This window comes from Nocardia puris (assembly GCF_003315035.1).
GTDB classification, from domain to species: domain Bacteria; phylum Actinomycetota; class Actinomycetes; order Mycobacteriales; family Mycobacteriaceae; genus Nocardia; species Nocardia puris.
In genome coordinates this window covers 147707-161942 of record NZ_QNRE01000005.1, presented here as the reverse complement: position 1 = coordinate 161942, position 14236 = coordinate 147707, and the positions used below count along the sequence as shown (strand labels likewise).

17 protein-coding genes are annotated in these 14236 nt (G+C 70.6%); 9 read left to right on the top strand and 8 right to left on the bottom strand.

Annotation, left to right across the window (positions count from 1 at the left end):
• Positions 1-3 precede the first annotated feature (3 nt).
• The 4 genes from DFR74_RS16590 to DFR74_RS16575 all read left to right on the top strand — a co-directional run bounded on the left by DFR74_RS16590 (position 4) and on the right by DFR74_RS16575 (position 3938).
• On the top strand, positions 4-396 hold the full coding sequence (locus tag DFR74_RS16590) for a VOC family protein (RefSeq protein WP_067506131.1): 393 nt from the start codon (positions 4-6) through the stop codon (positions 394-396).
• 359 nt (positions 397-755) lie between these two features.
• Positions 756-1889, top strand: a complete 1134-nt coding sequence (menE, locus tag DFR74_RS16585) for an o-succinylbenzoate--CoA ligase (protein WP_067506432.1) — start codon at positions 756-758, stop codon at positions 1887-1889.
• Between the two features lie 235 nt (positions 1890-2124).
• Positions 2125-3105 carry an ATP-binding cassette domain-containing protein gene (locus DFR74_RS16580; RefSeq protein WP_067506128.1) on the top strand — a complete coding sequence of 327 codons (981 nt, stop codon included), beginning with the start codon at positions 2125-2127 and terminating at the stop codon, positions 3103-3105.
• Positions 3102-3938 carry an ABC transporter permease gene (locus DFR74_RS16575; protein ID WP_067506124.1) on the top strand — a complete coding sequence of 279 codons (837 nt, stop codon included), beginning with the start codon at positions 3102-3104 and terminating at the stop codon, positions 3936-3938. Before DFR74_RS16580 ends, DFR74_RS16575 begins: the two co-directional genes overlap by 4 nt.
• A gap of 40 nt (positions 3939-3978) precedes the next feature.
• On the opposite strand, the gene DFR74_RS37170 is transcribed toward DFR74_RS16575, so the two are convergent.
• Positions 3979-7431: an AfsR/SARP family transcriptional regulator gene (locus DFR74_RS37170; protein ID WP_067506120.1), complete on the bottom strand. Its 3453-nt coding sequence runs from the start codon at positions 7429-7431 to the stop codon at positions 3979-3981.
• 130 nt (positions 7432-7561) lie between these two features.
• Between DFR74_RS37170 and DFR74_RS16565 the strand changes: the two genes are divergently transcribed.
• Together DFR74_RS16565 and DFR74_RS16560 are read left to right on the top strand one after the other, a co-directional pair.
• Positions 7562-8017 carry an SRPBCC family protein gene (locus DFR74_RS16565; protein ID WP_067506117.1) on the top strand — a complete coding sequence of 152 codons (456 nt, stop codon included), beginning with the start codon at positions 7562-7564 and terminating at the stop codon, positions 8015-8017.
• A gap of 27 nt (positions 8018-8044) precedes the next feature.
• On the top strand, positions 8045-8914 hold the full coding sequence (locus DFR74_RS16560; RefSeq protein ID WP_067506114.1) for a 1,4-dihydroxy-2-naphthoate polyprenyltransferase: 870 nt from the start codon (positions 8045-8047) through the stop codon (positions 8912-8914).
• A gap of 57 nt (positions 8915-8971) precedes the next feature.
• Here the strand turns inward: DFR74_RS16560 and DFR74_RS16555 are convergent, their stop codons facing one another.
• Genes DFR74_RS16555 through DFR74_RS16545 form a run of 3 tightly spaced genes read right to left on the bottom strand, consistent with a single transcriptional unit; the run spans position 8972 to position 10220 of the window.
• Positions 8972-9364: a phage holin family protein gene (locus DFR74_RS16555; protein ID WP_067506111.1), complete on the bottom strand. Its 393-nt coding sequence runs from the start codon at positions 9362-9364 to the stop codon at positions 8972-8974.
• A gap of 59 nt (positions 9365-9423) precedes the next feature.
• Positions 9424-10002, bottom strand: coding sequence for a Clp protease N-terminal domain-containing protein (locus tag DFR74_RS16550; protein WP_067506108.1), 579 nt, complete (start codon positions 10000-10002; stop codon positions 9424-9426).
• Positions 10002-10220, bottom strand: coding sequence for a hypothetical protein (locus DFR74_RS16545; protein ID WP_067506105.1), 219 nt, complete (start codon positions 10218-10220; stop codon positions 10002-10004). Before DFR74_RS16545 ends, DFR74_RS16550 begins: the two co-directional genes overlap by 1 nt.
• A gap of 42 nt (positions 10221-10262) precedes the next feature.
• Here DFR74_RS16545 and DFR74_RS36020 point away from each other — a divergent pair, with 42 nt between their 5' ends.
• Positions 10263-10430: a hypothetical protein gene (locus DFR74_RS36020; protein WP_170160767.1), complete on the top strand. Its 168-nt coding sequence runs from the start codon at positions 10263-10265 to the stop codon at positions 10428-10430.
• Positions 10431-10481: 51 nt separating this feature from the next.
• Here DFR74_RS36020 and cds1 read toward each other — a convergent pair whose 3' ends face one another.
• Both cds1 and DFR74_RS16535 read right to left on the bottom strand, forming a co-directional pair.
• On the bottom strand, positions 10482-11567 hold the full coding sequence (cds1, locus tag DFR74_RS16540; protein ID WP_067506102.1) for an L-cysteine desulfhydrase Cds1: 1086 nt from the start codon (positions 11565-11567) through the stop codon (positions 10482-10484).
• Positions 11564-11887 (bottom strand): DUF4229 domain-containing protein, encoded by a 324-nt coding sequence (locus DFR74_RS16535; protein ID WP_067506099.1) that lies wholly within the window; start codon positions 11885-11887, stop codon positions 11564-11566. Before DFR74_RS16535 ends, cds1 begins: the two co-directional genes overlap by 4 nt.
• Before the next feature lie 183 nt (positions 11888-12070).
• Here DFR74_RS16535 and DFR74_RS16530 point away from each other — a divergent pair, with 183 nt between their 5' ends.
• Positions 12071-12283, top strand: a complete 213-nt coding sequence (locus DFR74_RS16530; RefSeq protein ID WP_067506095.1) for a BldC family transcriptional regulator — start codon at positions 12071-12073, stop codon at positions 12281-12283.
• A 119-nt stretch (positions 12284-12402) separates the two neighbouring features.
• A complete protein-coding gene (locus tag DFR74_RS16525) occupies positions 12403-12594 on the top strand; it encodes a hypothetical protein (protein ID WP_067506092.1) in 192 nt (63 codons plus the stop codon).
• 178 nt (positions 12595-12772) lie between these two features.
• Here DFR74_RS16525 and DFR74_RS36015 read toward each other — a convergent pair whose 3' ends face one another.
• A complete protein-coding gene (locus tag DFR74_RS36015) occupies positions 12773-12946 on the bottom strand; it encodes a hypothetical protein (protein WP_157115810.1) in 174 nt (57 codons plus the stop codon).
• Between the two features lie 323 nt (positions 12947-13269).
• Positions 13270-14235, bottom strand: coding sequence for a c-type cytochrome biogenesis protein CcsB (gene ccsB / locus DFR74_RS16520; protein ID WP_067506089.1), 966 nt, complete (start codon positions 14233-14235; stop codon positions 13270-13272).
• Position 14236 lies beyond the last annotated feature (1 nt).

Below are 14236 nucleotides of genomic sequence, written 5' to 3'. Positions count from 1 at the left end.
TCAATGGAGATCCTCAGCAGCCGGGTGATTCTGCGGCCCGCGGACTACGCGAAGACGCTCGCGTTCTACCGCGACGGCCTCGGCTTGGCGATCGCGCGCGAATATCCGGGCGGCACCGTGCTGTTCGCCGGACAGTCGCTGATCGAGATCGCCGCGCACGGCGGGACGGAGGCCCCGAGCACGTTCTCCGGGGCCATCTGGCTGCAGGTGCGCGACATCGAGGACGCGTCGGCCGAACTCGCGCTGCAGGGGATCCGCATCGACCGCGCGCCGGTGCGCGAGCCTTGGGGACTGATCGAGATGTGGATCAGCGACCCCGACGGCGTGCCGGTGGTGCTGGTGCAGATCCCGCCGGAGCATCCGATCCGGCGGGATTCGCGCTGGTCACCGGACTGACGACGGCCGGGCCCCGCGCGCGCGACCGCGCGGTGAGTTGCCAACGCCTGTCGTGGCGAGGACGATAGCGCTCTAGTGACCGTCCAACCGACGATGCCGGGACGCGTCCGTCCCGCGTCCGTCCGACGAGTGGATCGCAGTCTCGATGTCTGGCCCAGCTGAGCCCCATTCCCGCGGGGCGGCCGCCGTTCGCGTGTGCCGCCCCGGCAAACCGACCCGTTCCGCGCCCGGCCGCGCGGACATGACACGATCCCTATCGTGAGGGAGCGCAGCGAGCGAATCATGAAAACAGCGCGCCTGCGCACGACGGCACCGATCAGTGAGGTCCGATCGTGAGCAACACACTGCGGACGCTGCCGATGCCCACCGGTTCCGGTGTCGGCGATGTGCTGCCGCATCTACGGGAAGCCTTGGAGGGCAACGGCCCCGCCTGGTTGCCCATTCCCACCAGCGACCGGCGTGAGGCCCGGCGGCTCAGCGACGCGCTGGCCCCGGGGGAATCCATCGACGACGACGTGGCACTGGTCGTCACCACCTCCGGCACCACCGGGGTGCCCAAGGGCGCGATGCTCAGCGCCTCGGCGTTGCGCGCCAGCGGCACCGCCACCCATGACCGGCTCGGCGGGCCCGGTTCCTGGCTGCTGGCCCTGCCGACGCACCACATCGCGGGACTGCAGGTGCTGCTGCGCAGCATCCTGGCGGGCACCGAGCCCACGGTGCTGGACGTCTCGGGCGGATTCCTGCCCGAGGCGCTGGCGGGCGCGGTGGCGGGTATGCGCGGCGAGCGCCGCTACACCGCGCTGGTGCCGACCCAGCTCATCAAGGCCATGGACCTGCCCGAGGCCGCCGCCGCGCTGGCCCGGCTCGACGCCGTGCTGGTGGGCGGGGCGGCCACCCCGCTGCCGGTGTACGAGCGCGCGAAAGACGCGGGTATCAACGTGGTTCGCACCTACGGGATGAGCGAGACCTGCGGCGGGTGCGTCTACGAGGGCGTGCCGCTGGACGGCGCGCGGGTGCGCATCGAGGACGGGCGGGTGGTGCTGGGTGGCGCGATGATCGCGCGCGGCTACCGCGGCCAGCCCGACCATCCGGCGTTCGCCGAACCCGGCTGGTTCCGCACCGAGGACGCGGGCACCTTCACCGACGGCGTGCTGCAGATCTCGGGCCGCCTGGACGAGGCCATCATGACCGGCGGCCTGCTGGTGATCCCGCAGGTGGTGGAGGCCGTGCTGGTGACGCATCCGGCGATCAGCGAATGCGTGGTGCTGGGTCTGCCCGACGAGCGGCTCGGCCAGCGCGTCGCGGTCGCGGTGGTGCCCGCGGCGGGCGCGACCCCGACGCTGGAGGATCTGCGCGACCACGTGCTACGCGAGCTCGACCCGATCGCCGCGCCCCGCGAGCTCGCCGTGCTGGACGAACTGCCGCTGCACGGACCGGGCAAGCCGAACCGGGCCAAGTTGCGGGAACTGCTGGGAGCGCAGTCGGCGAACTGAGCGGTTCGACGCCCGCACGGGGCCGGTGCGGCAGGGGCCGAGCCGAGCGGGTGGGTTCCGCACGGTCGCTCGGACTCGCAGGTCCGTGGGGCGGCGCGGGTGCGCGTGGCGAGGGCCGAGTCGGGCCGTCTGGACGCGGGGGACGGCGCAGCGTGACGTAACGGCGAGGTGCACGCAAGAGTGCACGCCAGCGCCGTGCAAGACCCGTGCAAGCCGGGTCCCGCACGGTGAGGGCATGACATCATTCGCACCCACCGCAGCGCTCGCCGTCGAGGCGGACGGCCTGGTCAAGGTGTTCGGGGAACAGCGCGCCGTCGACGGCGTCAGCCTGGCCGTGCCGCGCGGCGCGGTCTACGGCGTGCTCGGCCCGAACGGCGCCGGCAAGACCACCACCCTGCGCATGCTCGCCACCCTGTTGCGCCCCGACGGCGGCAGCGCCCGCATCTTCGGCCGCGACGTGGTGGCCGAGCCGACCGCCGTCCGCTCGCTGCTCGGCGTCACCGGGCAGTACGCCTCGGTGGACGAGGACCTCTCCGCCACCGAGAACCTGATGCTGTTCTCCCGCCTGCTCGGGCTGAGCCGCGCCGACGCGCGCCGCAAATCGGCCGACCTGCTCGAGGAGTTCGGGTTGACCGAGGCCGCGAACAAGGCGCTGAAGAACTTCTCCGGCGGTATGCGGCGCCGCCTCGACCTCGCGGCCAGCCTCATCGCCTCGCCGCCGCTGCTGTTCCTCGACGAGCCGACCACCGGCCTGGACCCGCGCACGCGGGCCCAGATGTGGGACACCATCCGCCGCTTGGTCCGTGAGGGCACGACGGTGCTGCTCACCACGCAGTACCTGGACGAGGCCGACCAGCTGGCCGACCGCATCGCGGTGATCGACCGGGGCCGGGTGATCGCCGACGGCACCGCCGACGAACTCAAGTCCTCGGTCGGCGGCTCCTCCTTGCACCTGACGCTGGCCGACCGCGCCCAACTCGAGGACGCCCGCCGCGTGGTCGCCGATTTCCTGGGCGCCCAGGCGACCGTCACGCCCGAGGCGGGCAGGCTCACCGCGCCGCTGCCGAACGCCGACGTCACCACCGATCTGCTGATCCGCTTGCGGGAGTGGGAGATTCCGGTGGATGAGATCACCGTGAGCAAGCCCAGCCTGGACGAGGTGTTCCTCACCATCACCGGCCGCCCGGCCGACGACGCCGAAAGGAGCGCGGCATGACCACCCTCACCGCGACCACCGCACCCGCCGACCGCGCACTTCGGACCGCACCCACCGCCGTCGAGCGAATCAGCTTGCGCGACACCGTGTCCACGTCCCTCACCATGGCCCATCGCGGGCTGCTGAAGATGAAGCACAACCCCGAGCAGCTGTTCGACGTGACGATCCAGCCGATCCTGTTCACCGCGCTGTTCGCCTACATCTTCGGCGGTGCGATCGGCGGTAGCGTCTCGGCGTATCTGCCCGTCCTCATCCCCGGCATCCTGGTGCAGACGGTGGTGCTGTCCTCGGTGGTGACCGGCACCCAGTTGCGCGAGGACATGGACAAGGGCGTGTTCGACCGCTTCAAATCCCTGCCCATCGCCCGGGTTTCGGTGCTGGCCGGTGCGCTGACCGCCGATATGGTGCGCTACACCATCGCCACCGTGCTCACCGTGGTGGTGGGCCTGTGCATCGGGTACCGGCCCGAGGGCGGCGTGCTCGGCGTGGTCGCGGCGGGACTGGTCATCGTGGCGTGCTCGTTCGCCGTCAGCTGGATCTGGGCGCTGGTCGGCGTCACCGGCAAGAGCGCGGCGGGCGTCCAAGGCATCTCGATGATGGTGATGTTCCCGCTCACCTTCATGTCCGGCGCGTTCGCCGTGGTGAGCACGATGCCCGGCTGGTTGCAGGCGCTCAATCACGTGAATCCCGTGTACTACATGGTGAACGCGTGCCGAGCGCTGATGAACGGCACGGCGTTCGGCACCGATCTGCTGTGGTCGATGCTCGGCTCCGTGGTGGTGATCGCCATCTTCGCGCCGCTCACCGTCCGCGCGTACATGCGCCGGGCCTGAGAACCGACCGCCGCTCCCGCATTCGGGGGCGGCGGTCTTCTCATCGGCAGTTCCGATGCGCGGCAACCTCTTCGAGCAGACGGAGGATGTCGGACGCGGCGCGATCACGGCCGCCGCGCACCTCCCGCGCGAAGGCCGCCGCCACCCGTTGCGTGCCGAGTCGGCGCTCGGCCAGGGCTCGGTGCCGGTCGAGTCGCGTCGACGGAAAGTCTTGGCGCGCATAGACGCGCGGCGCGAGGGCGAGTAGTTCCAGTGCACGATCGGTATCCCGGTCGATCGCGATCAGGAAAGATCCGATGGCGCAGGCGATTCCCCCGATCTGCGGCAGGTCCCGGTACCCGGTCAACGCGGGAAGCGCCACGTCGAGCAACCGCCACGGCAGCGGATCCGCCGGGTCGGCCCGCTCACACAGCACGCGGGCGTCGATCGCGGCCGCGGCCACCATCATCGAGTGCGGGCCGAGATCGGAGACCCCTTCCGGCCACCCGCACAGCGTGAGCGCCCGCTCGTAAACACGCAGTCCCTCTTCGGTTCTGCCCTCGGCCATAGCCAGCTCGGCCATGCTCTGCGTGACCGAACCGAGCAGGCCGTTGGCACCCGACCGCGCGTCGGGGCTCAGGTCGAGACCTTCGAACGCGAGCGCGAGTTCGCCGCGGGCCGCGTCCCATTCCGCCAGACCCGCGAGCGCGGCGGCGAGCATGCTGCGGATCTCGACGGCATCCTCGTGCGCGCCGAGCCGGGCCAGCAGGTCGAGGCTGCGCCGGTGATAAGTCACCGCGCCCGCGTAATCGGCCATCTGGCCGCGCAATTGGCCCAGATGCCGGGAGAGCATGCCCGCTGTCCACAGGTTGCCCTCGTCGATGAGCGCCAGCGCGCGCATCGCGTCGCGCGTGGAACCGCGCAGGTCGCCCAGGTTCTCGCGGAGGTTGGCGCGCAGGAGCAAGGCGGCCACCCGGCAGTCCCGGTCGTCGGAGAGCACCGCCTCGGCGAGACGGCGCGCCACCCCGGCGCCGTCGCCGCGGAACAGCATCATCGAGACCGCGAGCCGGTCGCCGGGACCGAGATCGGTTCGGGTGCGCGACAATCGGCGCACCCGCAAGCGAATCCGGGAGCATGCCCGCGCGTCCCGGCTCACATAGAGGGTGTGCATGAACATCAGGCCGTAGGCGTCGACCACCAGGTCCGAGCGCGCCGCCGGACTGTCACCGAGGTCGAAGACCGGCTCGATCCAGTGGACCAGTTCCGTGTGCGCGCCGCGCATCGCCCACAGCGCGGCCAGCACCGGGAAAACGCTGTAGGCCGTGTGGGAGTCGCGGCGATCGACGGCGTAGCGCAGCGCGGTCGTGAGATTGTCCACCTCCGCGTGCGCCCGCTGCGCCAGCGCCGCTTGGTCGCCGTGCAGGAAGTTCGCCGCGATGTGTTCGGCCAGTTCGCGGGCCCAGCAGGTCAGGCGCTCGGTCACGCGCTCCGCCTCGTCGGGATGGGCGGCCAGACCCTCCTCGCCGTACTCGCGCACCGTCTCCAACATCCGGTAGCGCGTGGACGATTCGTCGTCGAGGACGGTCAGCAGGGACTGGTTCACCAGACCCTCCACCGCCGCGTCCACGTCGCCGACCTCCGGGCCACCCGCCACGGCGCGGGCGGCGTCGAGGCCGAAACCGCCTGGGAATCGGCACAATCGGCGCAGCGCGACCCGTTGCGGCGGGTCGAGCAGATCCCAGCTCCAGTCGATCACGGCGTGCAGGGTGCGGTGGCGTTCCGGGGAGCTGCGGTCGCCCTGGCGCAGCAGCGCGAATCGGTCCGCGAGGCCCGCCTCGATCTCCGCCACGCTCATCGTGCGCACCCGCGCGGCCGCGAGTTCGATGGCCAGCGGCAGGCCGTCGAGCGCCGCGCAGAGTCGGGCGACGGCGGCCTGGTCCAGGCGCACGGCGGGGCGCACCGCCCGCGCCCGCGCGGCGAACAGATCGGTCGCGGGTGAGCCCGCCGCGTCGACGGTGAGCGGGCCCAGCGGATAGACGGTTTCGGCGGTGATCATCAGCGGCGCACGGCTGGTGGTGAGCACCGTCAGCCGGTCGGCGGCCCCGATCAGATCCGCGACCACCACCGCGACGGCCTCGATCAGATGCTCGCAGTTGTCGAGGATCAGCAGCGGCGGGCGCGCCGCCAACGCCTCCCGCAGGCGGGTGCGGGCGTCCAGCGCCATCGGCCCGCGTATGGCGGCGGCGTCGAGGGTGAGATCGCTCAGGCCGAGCACGGCGGCGATCGCCGCCTCCACCTCCGAGCGCGGATCACCGGATTCCCCACGCACCGCGGCCAATTCGACCAGCACCACCGGCCTGCCGCGTCCCACCCGCACACCGATCTCGTTGGCGACCCTCGTCTTTCCGGTGCCGCCGGGACCGAGCACGGTGACAACGCGCGATTCGGACAGGAGGGCTGTGATCGCGGCGAGGTCGTCGGCGCGGCCGAGCAGTGCGTTGGGGGCGGCGCGGAGGCCGGTGGACGCGGCGGCGAACTCGGGCGCCGACGAGTGCGTCGGATCGAACCGTGTGGCATCACCGACACCCGTGATGTCCTCGGCCATTCGCGAACTCCGCGCCGCGGGCGGTTCGGTGCGCCGCGAGCGAGCCGGATCCAGCCGCGCGGCATCACCGGCGCCCGGGCCCGCGGCGTACTCGGCCGCCGAGGTGTTCTGCGCTGCGGCCGATTCGGCGTGCTCGCCCCGCAGGATCGCGGTGTTGAGGTCGACCAGGGCTCGGCCGGGGTCGGCGCCGAGTTCGTCGGCGAGGCGCGTGCGGAAGGCGGCGAAGGTTTCCAGCGCCTCGTTCGCGCGGCCGGTCGTGGCCAGCAGGCGCAGGAGGTCGTGGTGGGCGGGTTCGTCGAGCGGGGCGTGTGTCGCGCGGCGGCGGGCGAGGGCGAGGGCGCCTTCGTGGTCGCCCGCGTCGAGTCGGGCCGCGAGTTCGACGGCGTCGAGTTCGGCGAGCCTGGCGGCGGCGAGGGCGGTGAGTTCGTCGGCCACCGCACCCGGCGGGAGGTCGGCGGCCGGGTCGCCGCGCCAGAGTCGGCGCGCGGCCTCGATCGTCGCCAGGCAGCCGGGTAGGTCGCCGTCCGCGCGGGCACGCTCGGCCCGGTGTCGCAGGTCGGCGACGAGCGCGAGATCGACCGGCGCGGTCAGTTTGTAGCCGGCGGGCCCGATCTCCAGCGCACCCGCGGGCAGCGCCGCGCGCAACCGGGAGACCTGGGTGTGCAGGGCGTTCATCGGGGAACGCGGCGGACGCTCACCCCACACGTCCTCGATGAGGGCGATCGCCGACCGGCTGCGCCCCGGGTGCAGCGCCAGGGCGGCGAGCAGCAGGCGCGACCGGGCCCCCGGCACGGCGCTCAGCACGCCGTCGCGGCGCAACGCGACCTCGCCCAGCAGGGCGACCACGATCGATGCGTCTTCCGGCAGCGTCAGGGTTCGGCGGTTCGGGCCGCCCGGATCGGGAAACATTCCACGGCCATCGTAGGCGAACCGCACGGCGCGGGTCGTCCCGGTTTTCCGCCCCCACCTGCCGAGACGGGCTCGTGCCGTCCTCACCGATACGCCCTCGCGGACGCCGTAACCGGCATACGCTGACCGCATGGCTGAGTACGAAGTGGTCAGGCGGGCCGTGGTCGCGGCCGACCCCTCCCGTGTGCACGGGCTGATCGCCAACTACCGCGAATGGCCGAAGTGGTCGCCTTGGGAGGACATAGACCCCGGCATGGAACGCGTCTACAGCGGTCCGGAATCCGGTGTGGGCGCGCGCTACTCCTGGAGCGGCAACCGCAAGGCGGGCGCGGGCAGCATGGAGACCGTGACGGACACCGAGCGCGAGATCGGCATCCGGCTCGAGTTCACCAAGCCGTTCAAGTCCACCAGCAAGCTGACCTTCCGGCTGACCCCTGCCGACGGCGGCACCGAAGTGGTGTGGCGGATGGACGGCGAACAGAAGGGCCTGATGGCCGTGGTCGGCAAGGTCATCAAGATGGATCGGTTGATCGGCAAGGACTTCGAGAAGGGGCTCGCCCGCCTGCAAGCCGCCGTGCGCGCCTGAACCGGCGGCCCGCATTAGGCTGCGAGCATGGCTACAGCAGCGCAATGGCTGGAGGGCGCCCGGCCCCGCACCCTGCCGAACGCGATCGCGCCGGTGATCGCCGGAACCGGCGCCGCCGCCTCGCTCGACGGCGCCGTCTGGTGGAAAGCCCTGCTGGCGCTGGTGGTCTCGCTGGCGCTGATCGTCGGGGTCAACTACGCCAACGACTACTCCGACGGCATTCGCGGCACCGACGACGAGCGCGTCGGCCCGCTGCGACTGGTCGGTTCCGGACTGGCCTCGCCCGCGGCCGTGCGCAACGCGGCGATCGCGAGCCTGGCGCTGGGCGCGGTGTTCGGGCTGGTGCTGGTGGCGACGTCGGCGTGGTGGCTGCTGCTGGTCGGCGCGGGCTGCCTGGCGGGCGCCTGGTTCTACACCGGCGGCAGCAAACCCTACGGCTACAGCGGATTCGGCGAGGTCGCCGTGTTCGTGTTCTTCGGCTTGATCGGCGTGCTGGGCACGCAGTTCGTGCAGGCCGAGCGCGTGGACTGGGTCGGGCTGGCGCTGGCCGTGGCGGTGGGCGCGTTCTCCAGCGCGGTGCTGGTGGCGAACAACCTGCGCGACATCCCCACCGACACCGCGTCCGGAAAGACCACGCTCGCGGTGAAACTCGGCGATCCCCGGACCCGCACCCTGCACCTGGTGCTGCTCGCCGCGCCGTTCGTCGTCACGCTGCTGCTCGTGTTCCGCACCCCGTTCGCGCTCGCCGGTCTCCTGGCGATCCCGCTGGCGATTCGCGCGAACGCCCCGGTGCGCTCCGGCGGGCAAGGTCTGGAACTCATTCCGGCGCTGCGCGATTCCGGGCTGGCGCTGCTGGTGTGGTCGGTGGTGACGGCGGTGGCGCTGGGCGTGGGCTGACAGACGAACGGGCCCGGTGGTTTCCACCACCGGGCCCGTGTCGGCCGCGGAGCCTGCTCAGTCCTTGTCGGGGACCAGCACGCCCAGCACCCAGTTGACCAGGGAGATGATGATGCCGCCGAGCACGGCCGCCCAGAAACCGTCCACCACCAGGCCGTAGTCGGGCTGGTCGACCAGTTCGGTGAGCTTGGCGGTGAGCCACAGCATCAGGGCGTTCACGACCAGCAGGAACAGGCCGAGGGTGAGGATGATCAGCGGCAGCGAAAGCAGCTTCACGATCGGCTTCACCAGCGCGTTCACCAGCGTGAACACCGCGGCGATCACCAGCACCACGACGATCTTGCCGCCGTTGCCGTTCTCTTCCGGACTCAGGATCTCGATACCGGTCACCCAGGCCGCGGCCAACCAGATGGCCACCGCGTTGATGATCAGTCGAAGCACTAGCTGCATGCGCCCATGCTAAGTGGGGGCGCCCATCCGCGCTGGCGTTGAACGCGTTTCGCCGCGCCCTACGCCGCCGGGCGGTCGAGGTGGGCGTGCACCTTCGGGCGGAGGGCGGCGATCGCGGGCGCGCCGCCCAGCAGGTCGGCCGTGGTGTCGTTCGGGGCGCGCAGGATGCCCAGCAGCACGTGTTCGACCCCGATGGTCTTGTCCTGGCGGGCCAGGGCTTCGCGCAGCGAGAGCTCCAGCACCTTCTTCGCGTCGCGGGTGAACGGGATGTGCCCGCTCGCCCTGCGCTTGCCGAACAGGCCGCGCGGGGGTTCGGGCTCGGGGCCGTCGAGGGCGTTCTCGCCGAAGGTCGCCTCCAGGGATTCGCGCACCGCGTCGAGGTCGATGCCGATCGAGCGCAGCGCTTCGGCGTCCGCGTCGCCGAGCGGTTCGCCGCGCCCGCGCTGTCGCAGCGCGGCGGTGACGCCCTCGTGCGTGAGTCCCTCCTCCGCGAGCAGCGCCTTGACGTCGGGCTCGGCGTGGGCGAGCACGCCGAGCAGCACGTGTTCCACGCCGATGGACGGTGATCGCAGGGCGCGCGCGTCCTCTTGCGCGCCCACCACCGCGAATCTGGCCGACTTGGTGAACCTTTCGAACATCAGCCCCTGCCTCTCCGGTTGTACTTCTGATGGACGGCCTGCTTGCTGACCTCGAGCGCGTCGGCGATGGCCTGCCAGGACCAGCCCTGTTCGCGGGCGTTGGTCACCTGAATGGCCTCCAACCGTTCGAGGAGCCTGCGCAGCGCCAGCACCGCGCGCAGCCCGACCTTCGGGTCGGGACTGCCCGCGGCGGCCGCCAATGTGGTTGCCTCGGTCATGCTGTCAATTTTGATTGACTGACGCGGGCGTGTCAACAAAAATTGACGATCGAGGATTTCGCCGTCGGCGAAGAGGTGGAGACGCGGCTCAGCCGGCGCGGTTCAGCGGTCGAAGTGCAGCACGCATCCCCACGGCGAATCGACCGGCTCATCCGGCCGGAGGACAGGCTCGAACGCACGCGGCGGGTGGGCGCTCGGGCGCGCACGTGACGTGGCAGGCGTGCTGCGGACCGCCGACCTGCCCGGCGACACCCCGCCTACTCAGCCGCGCCAGATACCGGACGCGTGGAATTCCTCGAGGACGGCGGTGTGCTCGTCCAGCTCCATCCCCTGCGCGGCCACCCAGTCGTCGTCGAAGTACGAGTCGGCGTACCGGTCGCCGCCGTCGCAGATCAGCGTCACGACGCTGCCGGTGCGGCCCCGCGCCAGCATCTCGGCGACGAGGTGGAACACGCCCCACAGGTTGGTGCCGGTCGAGCCGCCGACGCGGCGGCCGAGCACGCGGCTCGCGTAGCGCATCGCGGCCAGCGAGGCGGCGTCGGGCACCTCGATCATCCGGTCCACGACCTGCCCCACGAACGAGGGCTCCACGCGCGGGCGGCCGATGCCTTCGATGCGCGAGGGCATGCCCGTCTCGTAGCCGGCGTCGGCGGTCTCGTAGCCGCCGTAGAACGCGGAATTCTCCGGGTCCACCACCGCGAGTTTGGTGGCGTGCCTGCGGTAGCGGATGTAGCGGCCGATGGTGGCGCTGGTGCCGCCGGTGCCCGCGCCGACCACGATCCACTCCGGTACCGCGTGCGTCTCCAACCGCATCTGCTGGAAGATCGACTCGGCGATGTTGTTGTTGCCGCGCCAGTCGGTGGCGCGTTCGGCGTGCGTGAACTGGTCCATGTAGTGGCCGCCGCATTCGGCCGCCAGCCGCGCCGCCTCGGTGTACATGTCCGGTGGGCGTCGCACGAAATGACATCGCCCGCCCTGGGCCTCGATCAGCGCGATCTTGCGCGGCGACGTGCTCGCCGGCATCACCGCCACGAAGTCGAGGCCGAGCATCTTCGCGAAGTACGCCTCGCTCACCGCGGTCGACCCCGACGACGCCTCCACCACGGTGGTGCCCTCGGTGACCCACCCGTTGCAGATCGCGTACAGGAACAGCGACCTGGCCAGCCGGTGCTTGAGACTGCCGGTGATGTGGGTGGATTCGTCCTTGAGGTAGAGCTGGACGTTCCACTCCTCCGGGAGCGGGTAGCGCAGCAGATGCGTGTCGGCGCTGCGCTGGGTGTCGGCGTCGATCAGCCGAACCGCGTTGTCGACCCAGTCGCGCGGGGCACTGCGGTCGCAGGACTTCACGCCCCGTCCTCACCCCGCAGGCGGGCGCGCAACTGCGCCTTGTCCCGGCGGCGGCGTTCGTCGACGAGCGCGATGTCCTCGTTGACCTTGACGCGCAGCGTCTTGAACAGGGTGAGGGAGAGCGGCATCGCGATGATCAGCGCGAACAGGGCCGCGACCACCAGCGGAACCTCGACGTCGATGAGCCGCGCGCCCCCGAGGATCAGCGCGGTGATGATCGCGACGAGCACCAGCCGGGCCAAGGTGTACAGCGCGAGATTGATGGCCAACCTGCGACCCGGACGGGCGGTCGGCTGCTCCGGACGAGTGGAATCGCTCACGCGAACCAGGGTATGCGACGACGTTGCGGGCCCCTCGCGCACACCTCCCGCCGAGGTCGCGGACCCATCCGTTTTGTCCATTACTTCGCCTTTACCAACCGTAGATGGTTCGCGTACCTAGGGGTCGGGGTGCAACGATGACGCCATCTGATGAGGGAACTGTCGAGAACGGAGAGGTTTGCTATGAGTGCGATCACCGTCGGCGGCCAGGACACCCTGCTGACCCCGGGACAGGTTGCCGCCCTGTTCCACGTCGACCCCAAGACCGTCACGCGCTGGGCCCACGCCGGGCGCCTCGGCTCGCTGCGCACCCCCGGCGGACACCGTCGCTTCCGCGAATCCGAGGTCCTCCAGCTCCTGAAATCGCTCACCACCGAAGCGGGCACCACCCGCTGACCATCCACCGCGCGGCGCGGGCGGGGGTGCCCGCGCCTTGTGGCGTCGCACCAATTTCGTGTCCGTGGTGTGCGCGGAGGTCACTCGCGACTACCCTCGTAAGTAGGAGGTGAGCGAACGTGACGTATCTGTTGGCACTCATCGCCATCGTGGCAGTCGCGGTGCTGTGCTGGAAGGCGTTCGGACCGATGAGGACCGAAGCCCCGCGCTCCCCCCAGCAGCGCAAACCAGTCCTCGGGCCCGATGACGATCCGGAGTTCCTCTGGCGGCTCTCCCGTCAGCAGCACCGGGACGGGGAACCGCCCCAGTAGGGTTGGGCGAGTAGGTCGTGTCCGCCCGACCAGCGAGGCGCCGAATCCCGATGACCGGCTACGGCTGCGCGCCCTGCCCAGGGCCCATTGCTATGTGTCCGCAGCCGGTCTCTCGGACGTTCGCGATCCGTCATGCTGCGTGCGGTGACCACGTAGAAGCGTCCATCCATCGCCTCACTCAGCAGACATGCAGGTAGCGACCCGCATAGGTGCGGCCGAGAAGAATAGTGGTCTCCTCACGGCCCGCGAACGTATGGAACGGGCGTTGCGCAGCCTCCTGAACCTCGCTGGGATCGACATCGTGACGAGCTATATGCGCCTCGGACTCGTCGTTCCACAGGAACTCGAACACGCTCAGTCGTACTACGAACGAAATACACGACCCTTTGACAGTCCTGAGGGGCCGCCCGATCCACTCCTCGCGGTCCCCCTCGTCACGCTGACCAGGTGCGGAGTCCCGACGACTTGGCGGTGCCTACCGCCAGAGTTCGCCACGTGTCGGAAGATGTCGAGCTCGCGTTCCTGTAAGACGGTCGGCTCGATGAGGATCAGGCGAAGTCCGTCATGGCATCGATCGATGAGCTGTTCGCGAGCGCGGGACTCACTGCGTACCGAAGCCGCTCAGCCGAACCGGGCCGGCGTAGGGGACGACTCGAACGCGCTGGTAGAAGCCGTTTACGTCAGCCCCGCGTAGCTGTGCAATCCCGAGATCACCATGTTGATGATGAACAGGTTGAACAGCATCGCGACGAAGGCGGCGATGTTGATCCAGGCGGCTTTGGTGTCGCGCCAGCCCGAGGTGGCGCGGGCGTGGAGGTAGGCGGCGTAGAGGACCCAGGCGATGAAGGAGCAGGTTTCCTTGGGGTCCCAGCCCCAGAAGCGGCCCCAGGCGGCTTCGGCCCAGATGGCACCGAGGATGACGCCGGCGCCGAAGAGGGGGAAGCCGACGATGGTGGTGCGGTAGGCGAGGCGGTCGAGGGTGCGGGCGTCGGGGAGGCGGCGCGCGATGGCGCCGAGGAAGTTGGTGGATTCCTCACCCTCGGGCTGGCGCAGGCGGAAAAGGAACAGCAGGCTCGCGACGCCGGAGACGAGGAACACGCCGCTGCCGACGCTGACGATCGTGACGTGCAGCGGCAGCCAGAACGAGCGCAGCGCGGGCACCACGGGCGCGGCGTCGGCGTAGAGCACCGTGCCCGCCAGGAACATCAGGATCAGGACCGGCACCAGCAGGAACACCCAGGTGGAGCGGTACCGCTGTTCGCGCAGCAGCCAGAACCCGACCAGCACCGACGCCGCGCACGCCATCGTGACGAACTCGTACATGTTGCCGAGCGGGAAACGCCCGGTCGCGAAGCCGCGCAACACGATCGACAGGATGTGTACCGCGACGCCCACCACGAGCACCGCGAACGCCATATTGCCCAGGCGCTCCGACCACGGCTTGACCGGGCGCTCCTCGACGCGCCCCGGCACGCCGGGTGCCGCGCCGCCGCCCACGGTGACGAGTTCGCGGCCCTCGGCCTTGCGCACCTGCGCCGCCGCGTACTGGCGGATCAGGAGCACCAGCGCCAGCGTGTACACGACGATCGCCGATTTGAAGGCGAGGTCGCTGTACTGCGCGAGGGTTTCGTCGATCGGCATC